Annotated in this window: 27 protein-coding genes, 1 tRNA gene and 1 pseudogene; 16 read left to right on the forward strand and 13 right to left on the reverse strand. The window is 54.6% G+C overall.

From position 1 onward, the window contains the following. Window position 1: 1 nt before the first annotated feature. The 10 genes from IPI63_RS10565 to IPI63_RS10610 all read right to left on the reverse strand — a co-directional run bounded on the left by IPI63_RS10565 (window position 2) and on the right by IPI63_RS10610 (window position 5,947). A complete protein-coding gene (locus IPI63_RS10565; RefSeq protein ID WP_214066055.1) occupies window positions 2-280 on the reverse strand; it encodes a F0F1 ATP synthase subunit C in 279 nt (92 codons plus the stop codon). Window positions 281-292: 12 nt separating this feature from the next. Next, the gene (locus IPI63_RS10570; protein WP_214066075.1) at window positions 293-991 is read right to left on the reverse strand and encodes a F0F1 ATP synthase subunit A; all 699 of its coding nucleotides are present in this window, start codon (window positions 989-991) and stop codon (window positions 293-295) included. After that, window positions 982-1,275: an ATP synthase subunit I gene (locus tag IPI63_RS10575; RefSeq protein WP_214066056.1), complete on the reverse strand. Its 294-nt coding sequence runs from the start codon at window positions 1,273-1,275 to the stop codon at window positions 982-984. The genes IPI63_RS10570 and IPI63_RS10575 overlap by 10 nt, the downstream gene beginning before the upstream one ends. 5 nt (window positions 1,276-1,280) lie before the next feature. Then, entirely contained in the window at window positions 1,281-1,598 is a 318-nt protein-coding gene (locus tag IPI63_RS10580) for an AtpZ/AtpI family protein (RefSeq protein WP_292478358.1), read from the reverse strand. Then, a complete protein-coding gene (locus IPI63_RS10585) occupies window positions 1,598-1,984 on the reverse strand; it encodes a F0F1 ATP synthase subunit epsilon (RefSeq protein ID WP_292478359.1) in 387 nt (128 codons plus the stop codon). The genes IPI63_RS10580 and IPI63_RS10585 overlap by 1 nt, the downstream gene beginning before the upstream one ends. Next, the gene (gene atpD / locus IPI63_RS10590) at window positions 1,981-3,345 is read right to left on the reverse strand and encodes a F0F1 ATP synthase subunit beta (RefSeq protein ID WP_292478360.1); all 1,365 of its coding nucleotides are present in this window, start codon (window positions 3,343-3,345) and stop codon (window positions 1,981-1,983) included. The genes IPI63_RS10585 and atpD overlap by 4 nt, the downstream gene beginning before the upstream one ends. A gap of 166 nt (window positions 3,346-3,511) precedes the next feature. Then, a complete protein-coding gene (locus tag IPI63_RS10595; protein ID WP_292478361.1) occupies window positions 3,512-3,964 on the reverse strand; it encodes a universal stress protein in 453 nt (150 codons plus the stop codon). Between the two features lie 83 nt (window positions 3,965-4,047). After that, window positions 4,048-5,457, reverse strand: coding sequence for an amidophosphoribosyltransferase (gene purF / locus IPI63_RS10600; RefSeq protein ID WP_292478362.1), 1,410 nt, complete (start codon window positions 5,455-5,457; stop codon window positions 4,048-4,050). Window positions 5,458-5,547: 90 nt separating this feature from the next. Further along, window positions 5,548-5,718 (reverse strand): 50S ribosomal protein L37e, encoded by a 171-nt coding sequence (locus IPI63_RS10605; RefSeq protein ID WP_214066062.1) that lies wholly within the window; start codon window positions 5,716-5,718, stop codon window positions 5,548-5,550. A gap of 10 nt (window positions 5,719-5,728) precedes the next feature. Further along, complete coding sequence (locus IPI63_RS10610) at window positions 5,729-5,947, reverse strand: LSM domain-containing protein (RefSeq protein WP_048131937.1); 219 nt, start codon at window positions 5,945-5,947, stop codon at window positions 5,729-5,731. A 91-nt stretch (window positions 5,948-6,038) separates the two neighbouring features. Here IPI63_RS10610 and IPI63_RS10615 point away from each other — a divergent pair, with 91 nt between their 5' ends. The 9 genes from IPI63_RS10615 to IPI63_RS10655 all read left to right on the forward strand — a co-directional run bounded on the left by IPI63_RS10615 (window position 6,039) and on the right by IPI63_RS10655 (window position 11,802). Continuing rightward, window positions 6,039-6,521 carry an RNA-binding protein gene (locus IPI63_RS10615; protein ID WP_214066064.1) on the forward strand — a complete coding sequence of 161 codons (483 nt, stop codon included), beginning with the start codon at window positions 6,039-6,041 and terminating at the stop codon, window positions 6,519-6,521. 1 nt (window position 6,522) lies between these two features. Beyond that, complete coding sequence (locus IPI63_RS10620; protein ID WP_292478363.1) at window positions 6,523-7,230, forward strand: hypothetical protein; 708 nt, start codon at window positions 6,523-6,525, stop codon at window positions 7,228-7,230. 11 nt (window positions 7,231-7,241) lie between these two features. Beyond that, the gene (locus IPI63_RS10625; RefSeq protein WP_292478364.1) at window positions 7,242-7,445 is read left to right on the forward strand and encodes a hypothetical protein; all 204 of its coding nucleotides are present in this window, start codon (window positions 7,242-7,244) and stop codon (window positions 7,443-7,445) included. Next, entirely contained in the window at window positions 7,439-7,720 is a 282-nt protein-coding gene (locus tag IPI63_RS10630; RefSeq protein ID WP_214066066.1) for a hypothetical protein, read from the forward strand. The genes IPI63_RS10625 and IPI63_RS10630 overlap by 7 nt, the downstream gene beginning before the upstream one ends. 80 nt (window positions 7,721-7,800) lie before the next feature. Beyond that, complete coding sequence (locus IPI63_RS10635; protein ID WP_292478365.1) at window positions 7,801-8,283, forward strand: adenosine-specific kinase; 483 nt, start codon at window positions 7,801-7,803, stop codon at window positions 8,281-8,283. Further along, a complete protein-coding gene (locus IPI63_RS10640) occupies window positions 8,267-9,607 on the forward strand; it encodes a dihydroorotase (RefSeq protein ID WP_292478366.1) in 1,341 nt (446 codons plus the stop codon). Before IPI63_RS10635 ends, IPI63_RS10640 begins: the two co-directional genes overlap by 17 nt. Window positions 9,608-9,647: 40 nt before the next feature. Then, the gene (locus tag IPI63_RS10645) at window positions 9,648-10,106 is read left to right on the forward strand and encodes an Hsp20/alpha crystallin family protein (RefSeq protein ID WP_292478367.1); all 459 of its coding nucleotides are present in this window, start codon (window positions 9,648-9,650) and stop codon (window positions 10,104-10,106) included. Window positions 10,107-10,440: 334 nt separating this feature from the next. After that, a complete protein-coding gene (gene csb2, locus IPI63_RS10650) occupies window positions 10,441-11,253 on the forward strand; it encodes a type I-U CRISPR-associated protein Csb2 (protein ID WP_292478368.1) in 813 nt (270 codons plus the stop codon). A gap of 252 nt (window positions 11,254-11,505) precedes the next feature. Next, window positions 11,506-11,802: a hypothetical protein gene (locus tag IPI63_RS10655; protein WP_292478369.1), complete on the forward strand. Its 297-nt coding sequence runs from the start codon at window positions 11,506-11,508 to the stop codon at window positions 11,800-11,802. A gap of 56 nt (window positions 11,803-11,858) precedes the next feature. Here the strand turns inward: IPI63_RS10655 and IPI63_RS10660 are convergent. Further along, window positions 11,859-11,931: transfer RNA gene (locus tag IPI63_RS10660), tRNA-Pro, on the reverse strand. A 25-nt stretch (window positions 11,932-11,956) separates the two neighbouring features. Between IPI63_RS10660 and IPI63_RS10665 the strand changes: the two genes are divergently transcribed. Further along, entirely contained in the window at window positions 11,957-12,100 is a 144-nt protein-coding gene (locus IPI63_RS10665; protein ID WP_292478370.1) for a hypothetical protein, read from the forward strand. A gap of 18 nt (window positions 12,101-12,118) precedes the next feature. On the opposite strand, the gene IPI63_RS10670 is transcribed toward IPI63_RS10665, so the two are convergent. Beyond that, window positions 12,119-12,367 carry a hypothetical protein gene (locus IPI63_RS10670; RefSeq protein ID WP_214064962.1) on the reverse strand — a complete coding sequence of 83 codons (249 nt, stop codon included), beginning with the start codon at window positions 12,365-12,367 and terminating at the stop codon, window positions 12,119-12,121. A 163-nt stretch (window positions 12,368-12,530) separates the two neighbouring features. On the opposite strand from IPI63_RS10670, the gene nifS reads away from it, so the two are divergent. Next, window positions 12,531-13,688, forward strand: a complete 1,158-nt coding sequence (gene nifS / locus IPI63_RS10675; protein ID WP_292478371.1) for a cysteine desulfurase NifS — start codon at window positions 12,531-12,533, stop codon at window positions 13,686-13,688. Window positions 13,689-14,178: 490 nt separating this feature from the next. Then, window positions 14,179-14,430 carry a winged helix-turn-helix domain-containing protein gene (locus IPI63_RS10680; protein ID WP_214080071.1) on the forward strand — a complete coding sequence of 84 codons (252 nt, stop codon included), beginning with the start codon at window positions 14,179-14,181 and terminating at the stop codon, window positions 14,428-14,430. Between the two features lie 135 nt (window positions 14,431-14,565). On the opposite strand, the gene IPI63_RS10685 is transcribed toward IPI63_RS10680, so the two are convergent. Continuing rightward, complete coding sequence (locus tag IPI63_RS10685) at window positions 14,566-15,603, reverse strand: hypothetical protein (protein WP_214066410.1); 1,038 nt, start codon at window positions 15,601-15,603, stop codon at window positions 14,566-14,568. 167 nt (window positions 15,604-15,770) lie between these two features. Between IPI63_RS10685 and metG the strand changes: the two genes are divergently transcribed. The 4 genes and pseudogenes from metG to radA all read left to right on the forward strand — a co-directional run bounded on the left by metG (window position 15,771) and on the right by radA (window position 21,797). Further along, complete coding sequence (gene metG / locus IPI63_RS10690; RefSeq protein WP_214066418.1) at window positions 15,771-17,906, forward strand: methionine--tRNA ligase; 2,136 nt, start codon at window positions 15,771-15,773, stop codon at window positions 17,904-17,906. Between the two features lie 12 nt (window positions 17,907-17,918). Next, window positions 17,919-19,652 carry an ATP-binding cassette domain-containing protein gene (locus IPI63_RS10695; RefSeq protein WP_214066411.1) on the forward strand — a complete coding sequence of 578 codons (1,734 nt, stop codon included), beginning with the start codon at window positions 17,919-17,921 and terminating at the stop codon, window positions 19,650-19,652. Between the two features lie 6 nt (window positions 19,653-19,658). Continuing rightward, on the forward strand, window positions 19,659-20,774 hold the full coding sequence (locus IPI63_RS10700) for an OB-fold nucleic acid binding domain-containing protein (protein WP_292478372.1): 1,116 nt from the start codon (window positions 19,659-19,661) through the stop codon (window positions 20,772-20,774). A 46-nt stretch (window positions 20,775-20,820) separates the two neighbouring features. Next, window positions 20,821-21,797, forward strand: a pseudogene (radA, locus tag IPI63_RS10705) (DNA repair and recombination protein RadA). Window positions 21,798-21,880 lie beyond the last annotated feature (83 nt).

A 21,880-nucleotide genomic window follows, 5' to 3' on the forward strand; every position in this document is an offset into this window, starting at 1 on the left:
CCTATTTTGCTACATATCCCCAGAAGGGATTGGCAAAGATGAGGATAATGGAGATCACAAAGCAGTAGATAGCGATGGACTCCACCATGGCCAGGCCGACGAAGAGGGTTCGGGTTATGTTATTGGCCTCGTCCGGCTGCTGAGCTATGGCCAGCAGAGCCTTTGATAGCGCCCAGCCCTCTCCAATGGAAGGGCCAATCGAGCCTATGGCCATGGTCAGCCCGCTCACAACTATGGATGCCATGCCTATGGTATCAATGCTCGCAATATCGACAGTCATATAAAACTCCTTTTAGGATTTTATCTTCAACCTCATGGCAGTGCTCTCCTGGGCTGAGCTCGCTGAGACTATGTACACCGTGGCCAGAACGGCGAAGATGTAGGCCTGCACCTGGCCGATGAGCAGCCCCAGCAAATCCAGCAGCACCGGCAGGAACAGAGGGGCGATGGTGAGGAGTATGGCCATGAGCATGCTCTCGCTCATCATATTCCCAAAGAGCCTGACCGCCAGGGCCAGAGTACGGGAGAGCTCACCGATGATGTGGAAGGGCAGCATCAGGATTGTGGGCTGGGCATAATGCTTGAGATAGCCTCTGATGCCTGATTGGGCCACACCATAGATCGGGACGGCGAAGAAGACGCAGATGGCCAGTGCGGCAGTGGTGGAGATGGAGCTGGTCGGCGTCCTGTAGCCCGGCACAACATCCAGCAGATTGGCAAGAGAGATGAACAGGAATAAGGTGCCGGAGAAGGGCAGATATCGATCCGGATCCATCTGGGCGATCTCCTTTATCTGGCTTTGCATGTACCCGAGCAGGATCTCCAGCAGATTCTGTGAGCGGGAGAATGGCGGCTCTGGGGAGAGATGGCGTGTCGAGAGCCAGCCCAAGAGGAGCAGGATGGCCATCACCACCCAGGTGAAGAGTATGGTCTCATTGATGCTGACAAAACCCATTTGCCAGAAGACAACCTCATCCGGGCTCAACTCCACCATCGATTCCTCACCCCGCCAAGGCCCAGATGGCCAATGAGAGCAACCTTTGAGATCATGAAGCCCACCAGGCCACAGATCAGAGCACCCAGACCGCTACCGGAGATGAGGTAGAAGCCAAGAATGCAGATTGCTGACCGGACAAAGAAGCTGCCCAGGGCAAGGATCGCTGGCTGGCCCCGGGCGGGAAGATGCTTAAGCGTCAGCCATAGCCCGCCGAAGTAGAACAATCCCAGGCCGATTCCCAATGACATTGCCAGCACCAGCACAGCGAGATCAGCCATCAGAATCATTCATCATCAGTGCCCCTTATCTTCCCTTGCTCTTTCTTTACCCAGTACCAGGCATTGGCGCAGCCTGCTGCCAATCCTATGGATAGGAATGTGAGCGTCCAGGAGATCTTCCCCGGATATGATAGATCCAGCCAGATGCCGATGCCCACGCCGATCAGAGTGGGGATGGCCACTGACCAGCCAACCATGCCCATCATCCCCAGGCCGAACCAGACGCCACTCCTTCTCTCCCGCCTGGCCCTCAGCATGCGCTCCTCTTTTCTGCCCACCCTGGCGGCAAATTCGCTTCCCTCTTCTTCTCTCTGCTCAGCCATCAGCCCGACAACCTCATCTCCAGGAAATGTCTGGTGAAATCTGCCTCCAGCTTGGCCAGAATGGAACGGGTCTTTCTCTCCCCTTCATCCAGGGCCTCGAACTCCTCCTGTACCGTCCTGGACAGCCCGCCCAGATCCCTGCTGCGCACTGCTTTCCTGGTGGAGATCAGCACATCGGCGGCGCATTTGACCAGTATTCCTCCGTCCACAGCCAGGAATTCCTCGCCCTCCGCCGACTGGAAGGCGATGATGCCCGGGACCAGGGCGGTCACAAAATCGATGTGCTTGGGAAGAAGCCCAAGAGAGCCATCCTCGGCCTCGGCCACCACCCCCTTCACCTCCTCGTCCACGAGGATCTGGTCAGGAAGAATGACCTTCAGCCTCATTTTTTGGCCTCATCGATATTGCCTATCATGTAAAGCGACCCCTCGGGATAGTCCTGGAACTCGTCTTTCAGGATGCGCTCGCACCCGTCCAAGGCATCCTCAAGCTTGACCATTCTGCCCTTATGGCCGGTGAACTGCTCAGTCACAAAGAAGGGCTGGGTCAGGAACCTCTCCAGACGGCGGGCCCGATTGACGATCCTCCGGTCCTCTGCAGAGAGCTCTTCCAGACCCAGCATGGCAATTATATCCTTGAGCTCCTCATAATCCGCCAGGGTCTTTCTGATCTTCTGCGCTATGCGGTAATGCTCCCTCCCGACCACTGCCTCGCTGAGCATCTTGGAGCGGGACTGCAATGGATCAATGGAGGGATACAGCCCCTGGCTGGACATCCTCCGGGAGAGGACGATAGATGCTGATAGATGGCCAAAGGCATGGACCACAGCAGGATCGGTGAAGTCGTCTGCAGGCACATATACCGCCTGAACAGAGGTTATGGCTCCGCTCTCGGTGCTGCAGATCCTCTCCTCAAGCTCAGCCAGCTCTGTGCTCAAGGTGGGCTGGTATCCAACCCTGGAAGGAAGCTGCCCCAGGAGACCTGAGACCTCTGATCCGGCCTGGATAAAACGAAAGATATTATCGATCAGCAAGAGAACATCCTGATGGGCATCATCCCTGAAGTACTCGGCCATGGTCAAAGCAGCATGGCCAACTCGAAACCTGGCGCCAGGCGGCTCGTTCATCTGGCCGAAGACCATGACGGATTTATCCAGGACGCCCACCTCCTTTATCTCCCGGTATAGCTCCTCGCCCTCCCGGCAGCGTTCACCCACTCCACAGAAGGTGCTGATCCCCTGGTACTTGCTGGCCATGTTCTGGATCAGCTCCATAATCAGGACTGTCTTGCCGACGCCCGCTCCACCCAGCAGGCCGGCTTTGCCTCCCCTCTCCAGCGGGGAGAGAATATCAATCGCTTTGATCCCGGTCTCAAAGATCTCCGAGGCGGTGGTCTGGCGGGATAGAGGAACGGGGTTCTGATGTATGGAGCGCAGATCCTGGGAATCGATCTTCTCTCCATGATCTATGGGCTTTCCGAAGACGTTGAAGACTCTGCCCAGCAGCTTATCTCCCACAGGAACCATTATCGGCCGGCCGGTATCTATCGCCTTTGCGCCCCGTGCCAGTCCTCCTGTTGGCGTGAGGGCGATACCGCGCACCAGATCGAGGTCAAGGTGCAGCAAGACCTCAATTGCCGTCCCTTCTGCGTCAAGTAGATTGTGGATCTGGGGAAGCGATCCTGGAAACCTGACATCAACCACGCTCCCCCGGACTGATACCACCTCTCCCTCATCCTGACGTATCATGTCTCGCCCCGGCCAAACTCCAATACTGCTATGATATTAATATGTGATGAAAATATTTTTATGACAACAGGCATTCGTAAGAGGCAGTGATAGAAGACATCCCAGGGTGGGCCCTGCAATATAACCCTCATATGCTGATTGCCGGTTGGGCCGGCGGGAGCTCAGATCACTCCCCATGGACCACCAGAACGGGCACCTTTGAGTTGCGAACCACCTTTTCGGTGACGCTTCCAAGAAGGAATCTGGCCAGGCCTCTGGCTCCGATGCTGCCCATGACGATGAGATTGACCTTGTTTTCTGCAGCAAACTTCAAGATCTCATCTGCAGGATGGCCCTCGATCACCTTCGACTCGAATGGAATGCCTGCATCGTTGGCCATGGCCTTTATCCGCCCTGTAGCCTCTGCTCCCTGCTTTAGTAGCGAGCTTTTGAGTTCAGATATAACCTCATCTGCTATATTGAAGCTGAATTCGCCTGCAGCAGAATATTCCTTGCCAATATCGGCGACATACATAGCAGTGACCTTGGCCTTTGAAAGCTTGGCGATCTCAATTCCCGCCTTGGCTGCATTCTCAGCATGTCTGGATCCATCGGTTGCGATCAATATACTCTCAAACATACAGATATATTAGTTAAGAAGCATTATAAATCTGTTGCCAAGTGCCGAATCCAACGGGAACGGTTTGAGAAGTGCTGATGGATTTAGTCCAGGTACTCAGAGAGCTTCGTCTGCTCGACCAGGCACTTCTCCCCCGGTATCTCCACCGGGTACAGGCCGGTCAGGCATCCCATGCACAGGCTCTCCTTTGGCAATCCCACTGCATCCACCAGGCCATCGTGGCTCACATAGCCCAGGGAGTCGGCCTCTATCACCGCCTCCACCCCGGCGACAGTCTTATGGGCAGCGATCAGCTCCTCCCGGCTGGCCATGTCGATCCCCAGATAACAGGGGGCGAGGATGGGAGGGCTGCCTATGCGGACGTGCACCTCTCGGGCCCCGGCCCGGCGGACCATGTTCACCACCCTGCGGCTGGTGGTGCCGCGCACAATTGAGTCATCCACCAGGATGATCTTATGCCCCTCGATGTTCGGGCGGATGGTGTTCATCTTCAGGCGCACTGCCGTCTCTCTCATGTTCTGATCAGGCATGATGAAGGTCCGGCCTATGTAGCGGTTCTTCATCAGGCACTCGCGGTAGCTTATGCCGGAATGCTGGTGGTAGCCCACGGCCAAGGTTATCCCCGAGTCCGGGATGGGGGTGACGATATCGGCACAGGCAGGATGCTCCCGTGCCAGGTTGAATCCGGTGTTCAGCCGCACATCATATATCAAGCGGCCATCCATGATGCTATCCGGCCGGGCGAAGTAGATGTACTCGAAGATGCAGTGAGCCGGCTGGGGGGAACGGACAAGCTGATAGGACTTCATCTCTCCGTTCCTTAATACTATGAGCTCGCCTGGATTTACATCCCTTATCAGGCGGCCATTTAAGGTATCTATGGCCACGCTCTCTGAGGCCACCATTAACCCTGAATCGATCTCTCCTATGCACAGAGGCTTTATTCCCAGAGGATCGCGCAGGGCAAGTACTGTATCTCCCCAAAGGAAGATCAGAGAGTAAGAGCCGACGATCTTTCTTATCAGAGCGCGGACAGCTTCCAGGAGGTCATAGTGGAGAAGCTCCTTGACAAAGAGGTGGGCTATCACCTCAGTATCTGCCGTGGTGTGGAATATGTCACCTGCCTCTTCCAGCTTCTCTCTGAGTTGAGTGGCATTGACCAGGTTACCGTTATGGGCGGTGGCTATGGCGCCATCCTTGTATTTCACTAAAAGAGGCTGGCTGTTCTCTATAGTGGAGCGGCCGCCGGTTGGATAGCGGACATGGCCAATGCCAACCTGCCCGCGCAGAAGGGCGATCTGGGCTTCATCGAAGACCTCAGAGACCAGGCCCATGCCCCGATGGGTGCGAATGGACTTGCCATCATGCACTGAGATGCCGGCAGCCTCCTGCCCTCTATGCTGAAGGGCGTAAAGGGAGTAATAGATGAATTTGGCTGCGCCATTGGCCGTCTCATTTAATGAGATCCCTACAACGCCGCAGGCATCGTGCAAATCTGGCCTCTCTGGTAGTCTGCTTCTCCGGTGGTCGGCTTTTCAGGCAGTATGCCTCTCTCTATTAGTCCGCTCTTCCGGTGATCCGTTCTAGTAATCCGCTTTTCTCATCCACTTATGGCTTCTGAGTTTTGCTGATCTGCCAAAGCCGCATTGAACGCAGATCTTTCTCTTGAAATTAAACGAGATGCTGCCACAGCGCCGGCATCTGATATGCGATCTCTTATGGCGCTTTCCCATTGAAGGAGTACCCTTGGCCATCTAAAACACCTCAAGGCGATATGTATACTACATTGTCTCCGCGCACGATTACCGTTCCGATATTGCGGGCAACCGCACCTTCTGCTACCTCTTCCGTCTTATCCATCACCAGATTCATATGAATATCATAACCCTGAAGTTCTCCCCGGAAGACCCTTCCGTCCTTGAGCTTGACTATGACGGGCCCGTTCAGTGATTCATTCAGAATATCAAGCGGTCTCTGACCCATTAATCCTCTCTCCAGCATTGATAACCGCAAAAGGCTACGGTTTTCTGACTTGCTCGTTGCATATTTAAACCTATCGGGATATCTGAAGAGCATGAAGATTAAATCCAGGCACCACCTCAAAGGGAGCGATGCCAGGAAGGTTGTGGCAAGTATTGAGCCGTTCCTGGATGACTCATCTGTCCTGCACAAGGCCTCCCTGGAGAGGGCGGTCAGCGATGAGGGCATCGATCTCATATTCATGAATGGCAGACCTCTGATGATGGTCGTTGATGGTGAGCCATTCTTTACTGTCCTCGGGGCCATCGATCTGTCGCCCAGAAGGAGGCTGGTGATGGTGGATTCGGGTGCAGTGCGGTTTGTGGTGAATGGGGCGGATATCATGAAGCCGGGGATAGTCCAGGCCGATCCGGAGATCTCACCGGGGGATCTGGTGGTGATCATCGAGGAGAGGCATAAGAAGCCCCTGGCCATAGGGCGGGCCCTGGTCGCCGGTACGGAGATGCGTGGAGAGGGCAAAGCAGTGAAGTCGCTGCACCATGTCGGCGACCAGATCTGGAGGGGACTGGAGGGATAAGATGGAGGAGATTGGAGAGCTCATTGGAAAGGGATTTGCCGTCTGGCAGAGAAACCTCAACCTGTGCATACCCTATATCTTCAGCTCTTTGGCAGCGATGCTGATCTTCATGGCCTTCGCCATGGCAATGCTTGTATTCGCATTTCCCCAGATGGAAAGGTATTGGAAATTATTCCTGAGTCTTGAGGGGCTGGGAGAGGTCGGGGCGGCAGATGAGATCTATGCCCAGATGGTGGCCTCTTTGATGGATCTTGATTGGCAGTCCTATATGCCGATATTTATTCTCATCCTGGGAATGATACTGCTCCTCTCTCTCGCTGGATCGTACTTCAATGCCGGGGCCATTGGCATGGCCAGGCAGGCTCTGGAAGAGGGAAGATCTGCCATCTCTTCCCTCTGGTCTGCGGGAAGGAGGCATTTTTGGAATATGTTCCTCCTGAACCTCCTCATTGGACTGATCGTGATGGCAGGCGTGATCTTCCTCCTCCCGGGAATCGAGCAGATTGTTGTGAACCCGCCCGATTACCAGCAATATACTGAAGGGATGGGCCTGATCCTGGCCGGAGGGGCGATATTCATCATCTATGCTCTGCTCCTGTCGATTATATTCTCGCCTGCCCCCTATGCCCTGGTGCTTGAGGGACTGGGTCCGGTGGCGGCAGTCAAGGCGGGCATAGAGTTTTCCTCAACAACAAGTTCGATGTACTGATTCTATGGCTGGTGGTAGCAGCCCTATCTCTTGTCCTGCAGATGATAGGCAGCTCCTTCACGATGGGGGATGAAGTCACATACCAACCTCTATCATTGATCATCACCCTGGCGAATCTCCTGGTCTTAGCACCTCTGGCCAATCTCTGGTGGACAAGGCTTTATATGATCAGAATGAGGATGCTCAATGAGGAAGAGGTGAAGGATCCTTGGTAGATTTTCCCGGTTTGAGCTATTCGGAGATCATACTGCGCTTCAGGCAGTACAATCTGCTCTGGCAATCTGTGATTGCCGCTGTCTTTGTCCTTTTGATCTACATTCCGTACTCCTATTTTCTGCTGAGATTGAGCTTCATAGAATCGATAGCTATGGCGCTATATTCCTCTGTGCTCTTCATGGCTGTATACTATCTCACCTCCACATTCATCTTGAAGAGGGTCAGAAAGGCGGCCATTCAATCCCACGGGCCGAAGAAAGGGTTGAGAAAATAGGCCGCCGGCCAACCGGGGCAGCCGGCCAGCCGAAAGTATAAGTCCTGCCACCGGCAAATAATGATCCCGAAGGGTTGAAGATGGAACTTATGGTTGTGAAGATGGAGATCCCTGAGGGATCAAATCTTGTTTTGGGGCAGAGCCATTTCATAAAGACGGCAGAGGACCTCTATGAGGCCATGGCCGGCACTGTCCCCGGGGCGAAGTTCGGCATAGCATTCTCCGAGGCCAGTGGCGAGTGCCTGGTGCGAACCGAGGGCAATGATCGGGAGCTGGTCGAGGCAGCAAGGAGAAACTCACTTCAGCTCGCCTGCGGCCATAGCTTTGTGCTGCTGATGAAGGGGGCCTTTCCGATAAACGTTCTCAATGCCATCAAGTCCATCCAGGAGGTATGCGGGATATTCTGCGCCACCGCCAACCCCCTGGAGGTGGTTGTGGCCCAGACCAATCTGGGAAGGGGGATCATGGGGGTGATCGACGGATTCGTGCCCAAGGGGGCTGAGAGCGACCAGCAGGTCGAGGAGAGGCGCCACCTGCTCAGGAGGTTTGGATATAAACTTTGATCTGGCGGTATCAAACGGCCGGGTCTTCACCCCCCAGGGGTTGAAGAGCATTGAGATCTGGATCAGAGAGGGAAGGATTGCTGCTCTGGGCGGCTCACATCGGGCAGCAGAGAGGATTGACGCCCGCGGAATGCTGGTCCTTCCGGGATGCATAGATGCTCATGTCCACTTCCGTGATCCGGGACAGACATACAAGGAGGACTGGCTTACCGGGTCTGTCTCTGCCGCTGCAGGAGGGGTGAGCACAGTCATCGATCAGCCGAACACCGATCCCAGAACCCTGGACCGCCGGTCATTCGAGCTGAAGCTCCAGTCGGCGCGGGCCCGTTCGGTGGTGGACTACTGCATCAACGGCGGGCCGGGAAGGATCGAGGAGCTGAAGAAGGCCGGGGTTCAGGCCATCGGGGAGATATTCTCTTATGAGCACAGCGACACCGATCTGGCTGGGATTCTCGCCCGGACGAGAGGTCTGGGGCTATTGGCCACTGTTCATGCCGAGGACGGCTCAATAATCAGGGAGAGGAGAGATGAGCTATCTGAGCAGCATGATCCTTCAGTCCACTCCCTCGCCCGGCCGGTGGAGGCTGAGCTTCGAGCGATAGAGAAGGTCTTGGCCTGGTCGGATCGCCTGCATATCTGCCACCTGAGCAGCGGCCCGGGCCTCAGGCTGATCGAGAGGGCGAGGCAGAAGCGGGCGTTGGAGGGGATGGGAGAGGGAGCGGAGACGACTGGAGGGCATAGCAGCCCGGCGGGGCTCAGCTGCGAGGTCACCACCCACCACCTTCTTCTCAATGTCGATGACTACAGGAGGCAGGGCTCATATCTGAAGATGAACCCCCCCCTGCGCAGCCAGGCGGACAACGAACGGCTCTGGGATGGGCTGAGGACGGGGAGCATCGATATTCTGGCATCAGACCACGCCCCCCACCTCCCGGAGGAGAAGGCAGAGGAGATCTGGGAGGCGCCATCTGGCGTTCCCGGGGTGGAGACAATGCTGCCGCTGATGCTATTTGCTGTGCGGAGAAACTTTTTATCCCTGGAGAGGCTGGTGGATGCCCTGGCCACCAGGCCGGCGAGGATCTTCTCCCTTGCCCATAAGGGCTCAATTGGAGCCGGAATGGATGCCGATCTGGTGCTGGTGGACTCCAAGAGGGTAACTGAGATCAGAGCTGACCGGCTGCACAGCCGGGCGGAGTGGACCCCTTATGAGGGGATGAAGGCCATCTTCCCCCGGATGACGATCATCAGGGGCTCTGTGGTCTGGGATGATGGCCTGGAGGTTGAACCGGGATACGGACGCTTCCAGGGGATGCAGCTGCAATGAATGCAAAAGGCTTTATGAGAACAGAGCAGTATTTTCTCTTATGAGATCCGATTCTTCAGGCACCAGCGATCTGGAACGCATGATCGGCAAAGCAGCAGTGGAAGCGGCGCGGATGTCCAGCCAGGCGAGCCAGGCGGCAAAGAAGATCCTGGGCGATGTTACGGCTGAGATAGGGGAGGCCAAGAGCCCTGACCAGGCACCGCTTGACCTCATAGATGCCGATTCTGAGCTGATAGCCCGGGTGGCCCTGCCCGGTGCGAGCAAGGATGAGATCGACCTGAGGGTGACCGAGGACAGCCTGCATATCGATGCCAAGGCCACTCCCAGGGAGGGCAGATATCTGCGCCGGGAGCTTGGCTCCATAAGCCTGAAAAGGGAGATAAAGCTTCCCGTGGAGGTCAAGCCGGAGCAGACGAAGGCAGCGTTCAAGGACGGCATCCTGGAGGTGCATCTTCCCAAATTGGTAGTGGTTAGCGCCCAGAGGGTTCAGGTGGATTGAGGCTGGCATCCAGCTGGCCATCATTTTCCGGCTCTTCGCTGTTTTTTTTGAGCAAACGCGGGGATGCCATCCCCCTCATCAGAGCCGATATATGCATAGAAATATAAGCAACATCCGGCAAAAAGCTTTATCTACAGGCGCATATATCCCCAAGAGAGGAGGATAAAATGAGATCTCTGCCGGCCAGATGCAGACTTTATTCTGATTATCCATTAGATGATGCTGGCCATGCCTCATTCTCAGCATCATTCTCAACACCTTTCTCAACACCTTTCTCAGCATCACTTTCAGCATCATTCTCAATTCCAACCTCCATTATGGGCAGAGCGAGGGGATGGTGCTGAAGCCCACAGTGGCCCGCTATGCTCTGACCGATCGGGGCCAAAGGCCTCTCCTCACTGAGGCCCTCCCCCTGGCGGAGAGGGTTCACCGGGCCCTGGTGGAGCTATCCGATGGTTCAGCGGTGTTCACGGGCTGCGACAAGCTGCACCGCCCTTTGCAGGGCCACAGGCATGCTCATATCCTCTGTGAGTCTAATCCGGGCTCTGATTCGGAGGGCAGGGGCGAGATCACAGAGATCAGCATCTATGTTCCCATGGGCTTCGGCTCTGGGGAGCAGAATGCTCTGCAGAGGCTGAAGGAGATCTATGATGATCACGGAGGCATCTTAGACCTGCTCTATCTGGGATCGGGCAGCCTCGCAGACTATTGCCGCACAGGCGGGAGCCCTCTGTTCACCAGATCGAAATGCTGGGTCTCGCATACGCCCTTTCTGCCCACCCGCCATCCTAAGGCCACGAGGGCGGGGGTGCCCAAGCTCGATTCTAATGGGCGGCAGATCGGCAGCCCGGAGCACGATATACTGCGGCTGCTGGAGCTGGCGGGGTTTCCGGAGGTGGTGGCAATAGAGCCGGTCTCAAGCAGGCTTCTGGGGGGCAGAGCGGTTCCCTGGCAGGAGTTCGTCCGCAGGAGAGCGACAGATGAGAGGAGGCCGGCAGCCAATGGGGCCGGATATGGATTCCGGATCGAGTTTGCAGAGGCAGTGCAGGGGCCGGTGGCGGTGGGGTATGGGGGGCATTTTGGGATGGGGGGGTTTGAGGGCAAAAGCAATACTCAGATCTACGAAAAATACAAAAATATACAATAATGCGGAGAATATACTATGCATATCATTACCGAACTTTTAAATCATCCAATTCTTTCAACTGTTGGCGCTGTAACAACTCTATTTGCTCTTTTCAGTTGTATTCTGGTGATTTTAACAGGTTATCTCTACTTATAGAGCATTATTCAGGTATGGATTAGAATCGAAAGGGGTTTAGCAAAAAGAAAAATAGCTGTATTTGCAGATAGGGAGTTTAACAGCTTAAGGAGCATGCTTGTGGATTCTGGGTTATTCTTGAAGTCAAACGTCGTGCAGATTGAAAAAAATTCCATCAAGAAAGCAATGGGCATGACTCTATTCTTAGTTCATTGGGATAGTTTTGAATCACAAATAGAAAAAATCTTGGAGTTGAAAGAGGATCATGTTGGATTGATAATCTATGCTCCACAGGATGAAGGAAAAATCAATCAAGCTGAATTTAACAAAATTGCTAATGAGCGGAATACCATTGTAGTAAATCTCAGAGGGAGGCTTCTCAATGACATTTTTATTAGCATGATTACCACAGGCAATCCCCCCTCAAAATATTAATTTTTTTATAATCCAAAGGCCTAGCCTGAGCAAATCGACATCGGCGATTGGCGGAGTGGGGCCACGGCGATTTGAACGCCGGTCACAGGACCCCCAGTCCTGTAGGATACCAGGCTACCCTATGGCCCCGCGTAGCTCTCCTTAGGATGCAGAAGTGGCATATAAGTGTTTCCCATTGGATGAGATCTGCTTCCGCCTCAAGAGATATCTGCTGCCGCCTTTATGCGCCAGAGGCAGGAGAAAGCTCTATGGCTTGGACTGCTCCCCCTCCCCCGGAGAGAAGCCCTCCAGAATATAAGCGGGTTCTTATTCGATATCAGCCATTCTTCACACCCACGTAGACCATCCACAGGCCGACCACCACAGTGAAGCCGAATAGCACCAGGCTCTCGATTGCCAATCCATTGGGCAAGCCGACGAGCACCACCATCCCCATGATCACAGATCCTGCCCCCATGCTCATCACCCCAACCCTGGCAGTGAGGGGATAGGTCAGAAATCCAAGGGCTATAAAGGCAGCAGCTAACAAGAGCGGGGCCGAAAATAGAGGGATGGATATGTCCATAGCCTGCAGTCTCCGGCTGGCTACTTATAGTTTCTCCACAGCTACCTCGCCAAGATGTATGATGATTCAGCCAAGAGCCAATCCCCTTTGCCCGCAGGGCAGTGAATGAACCTCTAATCTGAGTTCGCCATCTATTTACCCTCAGCTCTCATAAGAAAGACGGATGAAGCGCATTTACATGGACCATTCCGCCACCACCCCTGTGGCGCCCGAGGTGCTGGCGGCCATGCTGCCCTATTTCAGTGAGAAGTTCGGCAATGCCTCCAGCCTGCACCAATCAGGCCGCGAGGCCAGGCTGGCTTTGGAGGAATCAAGGGAGGAGGTAGCAGGCCTGCTGGGGGCAAAGCCGGAAGAGATCATCTTCACCTCTGGGGGCACAGAGTCAGACAACCTGGCATTGAAGGGCATAGCCCGCAAAAACCGAAAGAGGGGAAGGCATATCATCACCACCCAAATCGAGCATCCGGCAATCCTGGAGACCTGCCGCAGCCTGGAGAAGGAGGGCTTTATTGTGACCTACCTGCCAGTAAGCAGGGAGGGGCTGGTCGATCCCTCCGCCCTGGAGGGGGCCATCCGCCCGGAGACCATTCTCATCTCTGTGATGCACGCCAACAACGAGGTGGGAACCATCCAGCCTCTGGAGGAGATCGGCCGGCTGGCAGCAGAAAAGGAGATCTATTTTCATACCGATGCCGTGCAGAGCGTGGGCAAGATCCCGGTGAATGTCGACGATCTAAAACTCGATCTGCTATCCCTTTCCGCCCACAAGCTCTACGGGCCCAAGGGGGCAGGCGCTCTGTACATCCGCAAAGGGACAAAGATCGAGAGCATCATCCAGGGCGGAGGGCATGAGCGCCGCCTGCGCTCCGGAACTGAGAACATCTCCGGCATTGTGGGCCTTGCAAAGGCGGCGGAGCTGGCAGGAGAGAGGATGGCTGCCGAGGGGGAGAGGTTGACCGGCCTGCGCGACCGCCTGGCTGAGCAGGTCCTGGACAGGGTCAAGGAGGCCTGGATAAATGGCAGCATGGAGCGGAGGCTTCCCGGAAACCTGAACTTCGGATTCAAATATGTGGAAGGAGAGTCGCTGCTACTCTTTTTGGACACCAAGGGCATCTGCGTCTCCACCGGTTCCGCCTGCTCATCTCATAAGCTTGAGCCAAGCCATGTCCTCCTCTCCCTGGGCCTTAAGCCTGAGGAGTGCCACGGCTCCCTGAGAATCACCCTAGGGGCATCCAACACCCCAGATGAGGTGGAGTATGTGGCGGAGAGCATAGTCGAGGCGGTGGAGAGGTTCAGGGGGATATCAGCGCTGGGAAGATGACTCTGCTATTCAAATGCCTCTTAATTTTTTATTATTTGGATTTTTGGTTTTGCCCGATCGGTCATCTCGCCCATTGTTCTTGGATTTGATCCCTCTTTTGCTGATGGATTCTCCATTCTCCAGAAGAGAATTATTCCCTACTCAAAGGAGAGTTCGGATAAATCTCTCAATAGAGGTCTCATCACTTAATTATTAGTTCTAATAGATAATAAGGATATTAAGGCCATCTTTATGTGTCCATTTTCACCTCAGCGCTTGACGTAATCGTCTATATAAATATGGAACCAAATGGATATGTATGTAGCATATGCGTTAGCAGATGAAAGATTATTTATCTGTATATCTATTCAGGGGATCATGCCTGCTTAATATCAATCTGCTTTTTGATCTGCAAGCTATGCTGAGACTCTGATGATATGCATGGAGATATACTGATGGCAAGAAAGCTACTTCGGCTGGATTGCACCATGAGTTCGCAAGGAGAGAGACAATGAAAAGAAGCAGACAAGAGATCTTCTCCCAAATCCTGAAAATATGCCTGGATGGAGCAAATAAGACCAAAATCGTATATCAAGCTAATCTGAATTTCAGAACAGTAAATTCGTATCTGGAAATACTCATCAAGAATCAACATCTAATAGAGACCGGTCAGGGAGAGCTGGTGTTGTACAAAACCACAAGAAAGGGGGAGGATCTCCTGGAATGTATAGACAAGGTCAACGATACATTATTTCAGAAATGATATGCAGCCTCATTGAGGACAAAGAGAGATGGCCTTTCTGGTTGCATATCGATTCCTGGAGGCCGGCATCCTGGCCTCAGGAAAGCCAGCCTCCCGATCTCAGGAAAGCCGGCCTCCTCAAAATTCCATCCCGCCTCACATAATATCGTTTGTGGCAAGCGAGGTCACAGTGGGCTCAAGAGTATCCGGCGAGGCATTGCCAGTCTCCTTACCCTCCTTGGTCTTCTGATTCAATCTCTCTCTCATAGCGGCAAGCCTCTCCTTGCTCTTGCTGACGCTGGTATTGATGTTAGTGGCCACAGTGGCATTCAGGCTGGTGGTATTGTTGTCAGGGGCCTCTGCTGTTGCACTCTCGTTTGTCGTTGCAGCCACCGCAGGCAACGGCTGGACAGCTCGCCCGGCGGGCTGAGATACGCTCGCATTCTTCGCTCCAGCCGCCCCATAGACCTGCTCATCTGTGAGCGGGATGTAATCGATATCAAAATCGATGACAATGGGATTGCTGGTATAGTAGCCATATACCAGAGCCGCAGGCCTGCTCTGCAGAGAGATGCCGCTGAAGCCCACCAGCACCCGTTCCCTGCTTGCTCCTCCTTGAGCTATGACCTCAGCATCGAATCCTGCTGTAGCACTGTAGGGCCAGCCCCACTGATCAAGAAGGACGAAATCCTCCGGGCTGAATACCACATCCTGGGTGCCATTGTTCTGGCCACGGAGCTGTACCACTATTCCCTGCTCATCGGGATTGATCAGCCAGTCTACGATCCCATAATACCTTATCAACAGATCCTGATTGCTCGCTTTGGGTGTGGCCCACCAGTTGATATCGATCGGCCTTCCCCCTTCAGGAGTTGCAGTGATCAGCTTGAAGAGGCTGTTCTTTGGGACCACGAAGTAGACCAACTGCCTTCCCTCGTTCAGGGGTTTGTACATCGCTGGATCGTAAACCGAGCCATTCTGATCCATCATCTGATAGGTGGCATTGGGGGCATTCAAAAGCCCGGTGTCCACCTTCAAGATCTCCTCGCTGTAATTCAGATCATAGGGCATCCTGATTGCTCCAAACAGGATGACTGTAGCATTTCCATCACTGGCCTGCAGAGGTCGGGCTCCAGCCGTGCCCATGGCCAGAGCCAGTAAGAAGGTCAGAGTAATTATGCACATCTTATTCATTGAATATCCCCACTATTGTCATCATCTCTTTAATAGGGCAGATTTAATGCTCTCTGCCTTATCTACATTTTGCCATTGTCTGCATTCCATCACCCGTTATATACATTTTATCCAGGACTCTGCATCCAGGACTCTATTGGGAAATCTATATCTCCCTGTTCTATCATATCGATCGGCGGTGTTCTCAATTGTCAATGCCTATCCTTGTAACCTGCGGCCTCCCTTATGCCAATGGGCCCTGCCACCTGGGCCACCTAAGAACCTATGTACCAGCGGATATCTTCGTCCGGGGATTGAGAAAGATGGGCAGAGAGGTACTCTTCGTCTGCGGCTCAGATGCCCATGGGACCCCGATAGTGGTCAACGCCGAGGCCCAGGGAATGACTCCCAAGGCTCTGGTCACCAAATATCATCAGCACTTCGATGAGATCTTCCAGGGAATGGAGGTCGATTTCGATTTCTTCGGCGATACCGATGGCCCTGTCAGCCACAACCGCACCAGAGAGGTGGTGGAAGCCCTCATGGAGAATGGCTACGTCTATCCCAGGGAGATAGATCTGGCCTACTGCTCAGAGTGCGAGCGCTTCCTGCCAGATAGATATGTGGAGGGGGAGTGCCCCTACTGCGGCAAGCCCGCCCGGGGCGATGAGTGCGACCTGGGCTGTGGCCGCCACCTGGAGCCAGGAGAGATCAAGAATGCCATCTGCAAGGTCTGTGCCGGCAAGGCGGAGTACCGCAAACAGACTCACTACTTCTTCCGCCTCTCCGGATTTCAGAATTTCCTGCTTGAGTACCTGCAGACCCTGGGAGGAACAGCCTCGGCCAGAAATTATGCCATTGAGTGGGTGCGCTCAGAGCTCAAAGACTGGTGCATAACCCGCAATATGACCTGGGGGGTCAGATTTCCAGGCAACGATGACCTGGTGGTATATGTTTGGGTGGACGCTCCTATAGGCTATATCGCCTTCACTGAGGAGTGGTGCACCAGATCGGGCCGGGACTGGGAGGATTACTGGAAGAAGCCTTCCCAGATCATTCACTTCATCGGCGGAGATATCGTCTACCATCACTGCATCTTCTGGCCGGCGATGCTCGAAGGAGCGGGATACACCCTCCCCTCAGCAGTGGTCGCCAGCGGCATGCTCAAGATCGATGACAAGAAGTTCTCCAAATCCCGGGGCAATGTCATCTGGGTGAAGGACGACTACCTGGACCAGAGATTGCATCCCGACCTCCTCCGCTATTATCTGGCCAGTTACACTGCTCATAACAAGGAGGTCAACTTCGCCTGGAATATATTTGCCGATAAGGTCAACTCCGAGCTGGTGGGGGCCTTCGGCAACTTCCTCAACCGTGCTCTGACCTTCAGTGTGAAGAACTTTGAAGGAGAGGTGCCGGAGGGCAAGATCGATGCCGATGTCCTGGCCAGGATAGAAAAGACCCTGGCCGAGGTTACATCAAGCCTGGAGGAGTATGAGTTCAAGAAGGCTGCAGACAGTGTGATGGCCCTGGCCGATTACGGTAACACCTACTTCCAGAGCCATGAGCCCTGGAAGCTGATCCGGAGCAACAAAGAGGAGGCAGGATCGGTTCTTAAGAGCTGCCTGCAGATCGCCAAAGCAATGATCATTCTGATGGAGCCGGTCATGCCGGCAAAGATGCAGGAGGCCTGGAGGCAGCTGGGCATGCCCGGGGAGGTCAAAGAGAGGGCCTTCAGTGATGCCATAGCACCCCTGGCCTCCGGCCAGAGCCTGGGCACCCCCGAGATACTCTTCGATCGCCTGGAAGAGAAGTTCGTCAAGGACCTGGAGAGCATCTTCAGGGAGAGGATTAAAGAGGCCGAGTCCAGGGAGAGAGAAAAAACAGATAAGAAGGAAGAGGTGGAAAAGGAAGAGGTGAAAAAGGAAGAAGCGAAAAAGGAAGAGGCGAAGAGGGGAGAAGCGAAGGAGGGAGAAGCGAAGGAGGGAGAGGCGAAGAAGGAAGAGATCTCCTTTGAGGACTTCCAGTCCATGGATATAAGGATCGGGGAGATCAAGAGTGCAGAGGCCATCAAAGGCTCAAACAAGCTTCTCAAGCTCAAGGTGGATATAGGGGGAGAGGTCCGCCAGGTGGTGGCAGGCATTGCCCAATCTTATTCAATGGATGATCTGGTAGGAACACAGGTGGTGGTTCTGGTCAATCTGCAGCCTGCCAAGCTCTTTGGAATAGAGTCACAGGCTATGCTCTTAGCAGCGGATGTGGCAGGCAGAGCAGTGCTGCTCAGGCCGAGAGAGGCTGTGGAGACGGGAACTAAGGTGCGTTAGGAGGTTATTATTTTGCTCCAGATAGAGAATCTTTCCAAGACTTACAGGTTAAATGACAGAGATGTTGAGGCCTTAAAAGAGATAAACTTCATCGCCCAGCCGGGCGAGATTCTGGGGATAGTGGGCAAGAGCGGTGGCGGAAAGAGCACCCTGATGAAGATACTGCGAGGCATGGAGAGCTTCGATTCCGGCAGGATCCTCCTGGATGACATCACCATCACTCCCACCTCCAGCGAGGAGGAGATAAGGGCGCAGATGGCAGCCACAGCCATACACCTGCAAAGAGACTTCGCCCTCTGGACGGAGTCCGCCCTCAACAACATAGTAAGAAGAATCCATTCACGCAAGACCGGCTATGAGGTTCTGCCAATACCTGAGGATGCTGATTACGAAGAGATGTACAGAGAGGGGCTCTTCTACCTCAGCCTGGTGGGCCTGGAGAAGAAGGCCAACCACCTGGCCACCATCCTCAGCGGCGGGGAGAAGCAGAGGCTTGTCATTGCCAGGCAACTGGCCAAGAAGCCCAAGGTCCTATTGCTGGATGAGCCGGCCACTATGGCCTGCCCGGCGACAAAACAGGAGGTCTTGGATTCCATAAAAAATGTCCGGGATAAGCTAGGCCTGACCATCATCGTCGTCTCCCATCTGCCTGAGATCCATGAATATCTGGCAGACAGGCTGATCTGGCTGGAGAAGGGGAAGATCGTTGCTGATGGTAAGCCAAGAGAGATACTGAATAGGTTCCTGGCAGGAATTGGAAAGCCCGAGCCTCTGGCGCCAAGAAGGAATCTCGGTCCGGCGATCAAGGTGAGAGATCTATCCAAGAGGATCTGCCAGGTCTGCACGGGAGAGGTTCTTGAGGTCCTCAGGATGGAGAAGCTCAACCTAGACATAAACAAGGGAGAGATAACCTCATTCATAGGCAACAGCGGCGGGGGGAAGACCACCCTCCTCCAGATAATGCAGGGTATCAGGCTGCCCGATGAGGGGGCAGTCTATTATCGCTATGGTGATGACTGGGTGGATATACTCACCTACTCACCCCAGAGGATGAATGTTCGCCGAACTTTGGGAATTATGTATCAGGAGTTCGCCCTTTATGCCGGTGAGACCATCATCGATCAGATCGCTTATCATATGGGCATAAAGAGCACTGATGTGATCGGATATGCTCGTTCTGTGGCTGAGGAGATGGGCATAAGCGACAAGGTGCTCGATATCATCTATGCCATGACGGATATGTCAGAGGAGGACGCCAAGGCCGCACTCGAGTCTTTGGGGCTTACCAGAGATATATTCAATGACCTATTCCCCCGTTTCCCGAGCAGCGAGGCGCAGAGGTTTGCCGAGCCGATCTTCGAATTGCTCTCTTTGGATAAGAGTGTGATGTGGAAGCTCCCCGGACATCTGTCCGGCGGGGAGCTGGTTAGGGCCTCACTGGCCATTCTTCTCGCTGCCAGGCCAGAGGTTATGATCCTGGACGAGCCATTTGGAGATATCGATCCCATCACCTTGCGGGAGGTCTCCAATGCCATAAAGAAGATCAACTCTGAGCTCGGCACAACCATCATCCTGGTGAGCCATCATGTCGACTTCGTGGAGGAGGTCTCCCACCGGGCTATTCTCATGGAGAACGGGGCTCTGATTGCGGACGGCGATCCCAATGAGGTCTGCAATGCTTTCATCTCTCGCTGCAATGCCCCCTATCTGATAAATATGCAGGAGCGCTATGCTGTTCATGGATGATCGCTGATGGATTCGGATATAGAGGAGATCTACTGCCAGGTGGCAGAGAGCATATCGCCTGAGGAGTTCGAGGAGCGGGTGAAGGAGAAGGTAGCCCTGATGGCCGGTCTGTGCGACCAACGGACTGCGGCCATGCTGGTGGCCAGAGATCTGGGCAGCCCTGAGGTTCTGACTAAGATCGGTAGCATCAGGCCGGAGATGGGAAATGTCACCTTCAGCGGCAAGGTGATCGCCGTCTCTCCGCTGCGTGAGTTTCAGCGATCAGACGGATCTTTGGGCAGAGTGGCCAACATCACCCTGGGAGATGAGACCGGCTCAATCCGTGTCGCCCTCTGGGATGAGGAGGCGGAGCTGGTCAGGTCGGGAGACATTGCCGTCGATCAATGCCTCAAGGTGAAAGGGGTGGCCAAAGAGGGGTATGCCGGAACTGAGGTGAGCCTGGGCCGCAGCGGCGGATTCGAGGAGATAGATCAGGATATTCGTCCCCGAATCGAGCCGTACATGATCGGTGAGCTGAAGAAGGACATGAGCGATGTCAGCCTTCTGGCGGTGGTTGTAGATCCGGGTGAGATAAGGGAGTTCGAGCGCCGAGATGGTGGCAAGGGGCTGGTTCGAGGGGTGACGCTGGGGGATGAGAGCGGCAAGATCCGGCTGACCTTATGGGATGAACAGGCTCAGATGCCCCTTCTCAAGGGGGAGACTCTGGAGATCGTGGGGGGCTCTGTGCGGGAGAGATATGGCCTGCTGGAGATCCAGACGACAGGGAGCACGGCGGTGCGCAAGAGCAGCAAAAATCTCGATTTCTGTGAGAAGATAACCCCCATCGATGAGCTGAAAGAGGGAATGCTCTGCAGCGTATCCGGCTTCGTCTCCGGCTTAGGAGAGGTGCGGGAGTTTCAAAGGGATGATGGTAGGACTGGGAGGGTGGCGAATATCTACATCTCTGATGAGACCGGCCGGATCCGGGCTGCTCTATGGGGTGAGCATGTCGATCGACTGATGGAGGTGGATCTTGGATACAGGGCGGAGATCATCGATGCACAGGTAAAGAGCGGCTGGAACGAGGGCCTGGAGCTCTCCTGCGGATGGCGCACCAAGATTACTTTCGCCCCGCCTGAGTAAGGGAGTTAAGTGAATCATGAGATCATCTAACAGAGGAACTGTGAAGATGGCAATAAAACTACTGGAAGACCTGCCGGGCGTTGGTCCGGCCACTGCAGAAAGCTGCGCGATGCGGGGTACAGCTCAATTGAGGCCATTGCCGTTGCCTCCCCTGGTGAACTGGTTGCTGCGGCTGAGGTCGGGGAGGCCACTGCCGCCAAGATCATAGCCGGCGCCAGAGAGGCAGCAGACGTAGGGGGCTTTGAGACCGGAGACCGCATCTTAGAGCGGAGAAAACAGGTGGGTAAGGTCACTACCAGCAGCAAGAACTTCGATGAGCTGTTGGGCGGTGGCATGGAGACTCAGGCCATAGTGGAGCTTTATGGAGAGTTCGGATGCGGCAAGACCCAGGTCGCCCACCAGATGGCAGTAAATGTCCAGTTGCCAGTGGAGATGGGAGGACTGAACGGCTCCGTCATCATAATTGACACTGAGAATACCTTCCGTCCAGAGCGCATCGACCAGATGGTCAAGGGGCTGCCCCCCGCACCCGATGGCCGGATCTGGGAGACGAAGGACTTCTTAGAGAATATCAATGTAGCCCGGGCCTTTAACTCCAATCATCAGATCCTCCTGGCGGAGAGCGCCATGGACCTGGCGGAGAAGGCTAAGGAGTCTGAGAGGCCAGTGCGGCTGCTCATTGTGGACTCAGTGACCTCTCACTTCCGGGCAGAGTATATAGGGCGGGGCACATTGGCAGAACGCCAGCAGAAGCTCAACAAGCATCTGCACGACCTGATGCGTTTCGGAGATCTGAACAATGCCCTGATCCTGGTGACCAACCAGGTAATGTCCAAGCCGGACACCTTCTTCGGAGATCCGACCAAGCCCGTGGGAGGACATGTCCTGGGTCATACCTCCACCTTCCGGATATATCTAAGAAAGTCAAAAGGAGAGAAGCGGATCGCCCGTCTGGTGGATTCGCCCAGCATGCCCGATGGGGAGGCTGTCTTCTCAGTGACAACAGAGGGATTGAGGGACTGAAGACAGGGAAGGTCCCCTGTAGCTTCCCATGGGCAATCCTGGGATCGCTGCCTGTCCCGTCATGGCGTCTTTTCCATAAAAAC

The sequence above is a fragment of the Methanothrix sp. genome (assembly GCF_016706325.1).
In the GTDB taxonomy this organism is placed as follows: Archaea; Halobacteriota; Methanosarcinia; order Methanotrichales; family Methanotrichaceae; genus Methanothrix.

Excerpts from the sequence above, each read along its gene's own strand:
- IPI63_RS10565 (WP_214066055.1), bottom strand. The coding sequence starts at position 280 with ATGACTGTCGATATTGCGAGCATTGATACCATAGGCATGGCATCCATA.
- IPI63_RS10575 (WP_214066056.1), bottom strand. The coding sequence starts at position 1,275 with ATGGCTGATCTCGCTGTGCTGGTGCTGGCAATGTCATTGGGAATCGGC.
- IPI63_RS10580 (WP_292478358.1), bottom strand. The coding sequence starts at position 1,598 with ATGGCTGAGCAGAGAGAAGAAGAGGGAAGCGAATTTGCCGCCAGGGTG.
- IPI63_RS10585 (WP_292478359.1), bottom strand. The coding sequence starts at position 1,984 with ATGAGGCTGAAGGTCATTCTTCCTGACCAGATCCTCGTGGACGAGGAG.
- atpD (WP_292478360.1), bottom strand. The coding sequence starts at position 3,345 with ATGATACGTCAGGATGAGGGAGAGGTGGTATCAGTCCGGGGGAGCGTG.
- IPI63_RS10595 (WP_292478361.1), bottom strand. The coding sequence starts at position 3,964 with ATGTTTGAGAGTATATTGATCGCAACCGATGGATCCAGACATGCTGAG.
- IPI63_RS10605 (WP_214066062.1), bottom strand. The coding sequence starts at position 5,718 with ATGGCCAAGGGTACTCCTTCAATGGGAAAGCGCCATAAGAGATCGCAT.
- IPI63_RS10610 (WP_048131937.1), bottom strand. The coding sequence starts at position 5,947 with ATGGGTCAGAGACCGCTTGATATTCTGAATGAATCACTGAACGGGCCC.
- IPI63_RS10615 (WP_214066064.1), top strand. The coding sequence starts at position 6,039 with ATGAAGATTAAATCCAGGCACCACCTCAAAGGGAGCGATGCCAGGAAG.
- IPI63_RS10620 (WP_292478363.1), top strand. The coding sequence starts at position 6,523 with ATGGAGGAGATTGGAGAGCTCATTGGAAAGGGATTTGCCGTCTGGCAG.
- IPI63_RS10635 (WP_292478365.1), top strand. The coding sequence starts at position 7,801 with ATGGAACTTATGGTTGTGAAGATGGAGATCCCTGAGGGATCAAATCTT.
- IPI63_RS10645 (WP_292478367.1), top strand. The coding sequence starts at position 9,648 with ATGAGATCCGATTCTTCAGGCACCAGCGATCTGGAACGCATGATCGGC.
- csb2 (WP_292478368.1), top strand. The coding sequence starts at position 10,441 with ATGGTGCTGAAGCCCACAGTGGCCCGCTATGCTCTGACCGATCGGGGC.
- IPI63_RS10670 (WP_214064962.1), bottom strand. The coding sequence starts at position 12,367 with ATGGACATATCCATCCCTCTATTTTCGGCCCCGCTCTTGTTAGCTGCT.
- nifS (WP_292478371.1), top strand. The coding sequence starts at position 12,531 with ATGAAGCGCATTTACATGGACCATTCCGCCACCACCCCTGTGGCGCCC.
- IPI63_RS10680 (WP_214080071.1), top strand. The coding sequence starts at position 14,179 with ATGAAAAGAAGCAGACAAGAGATCTTCTCCCAAATCCTGAAAATATGC.
- IPI63_RS10685 (WP_214066410.1), bottom strand. The coding sequence starts at position 15,603 with ATGAATAAGATGTGCATAATTACTCTGACCTTCTTACTGGCTCTGGCC.
- IPI63_RS10700 (WP_292478372.1), top strand. The coding sequence starts at position 19,659 with ATGGATTCGGATATAGAGGAGATCTACTGCCAGGTGGCAGAGAGCATA.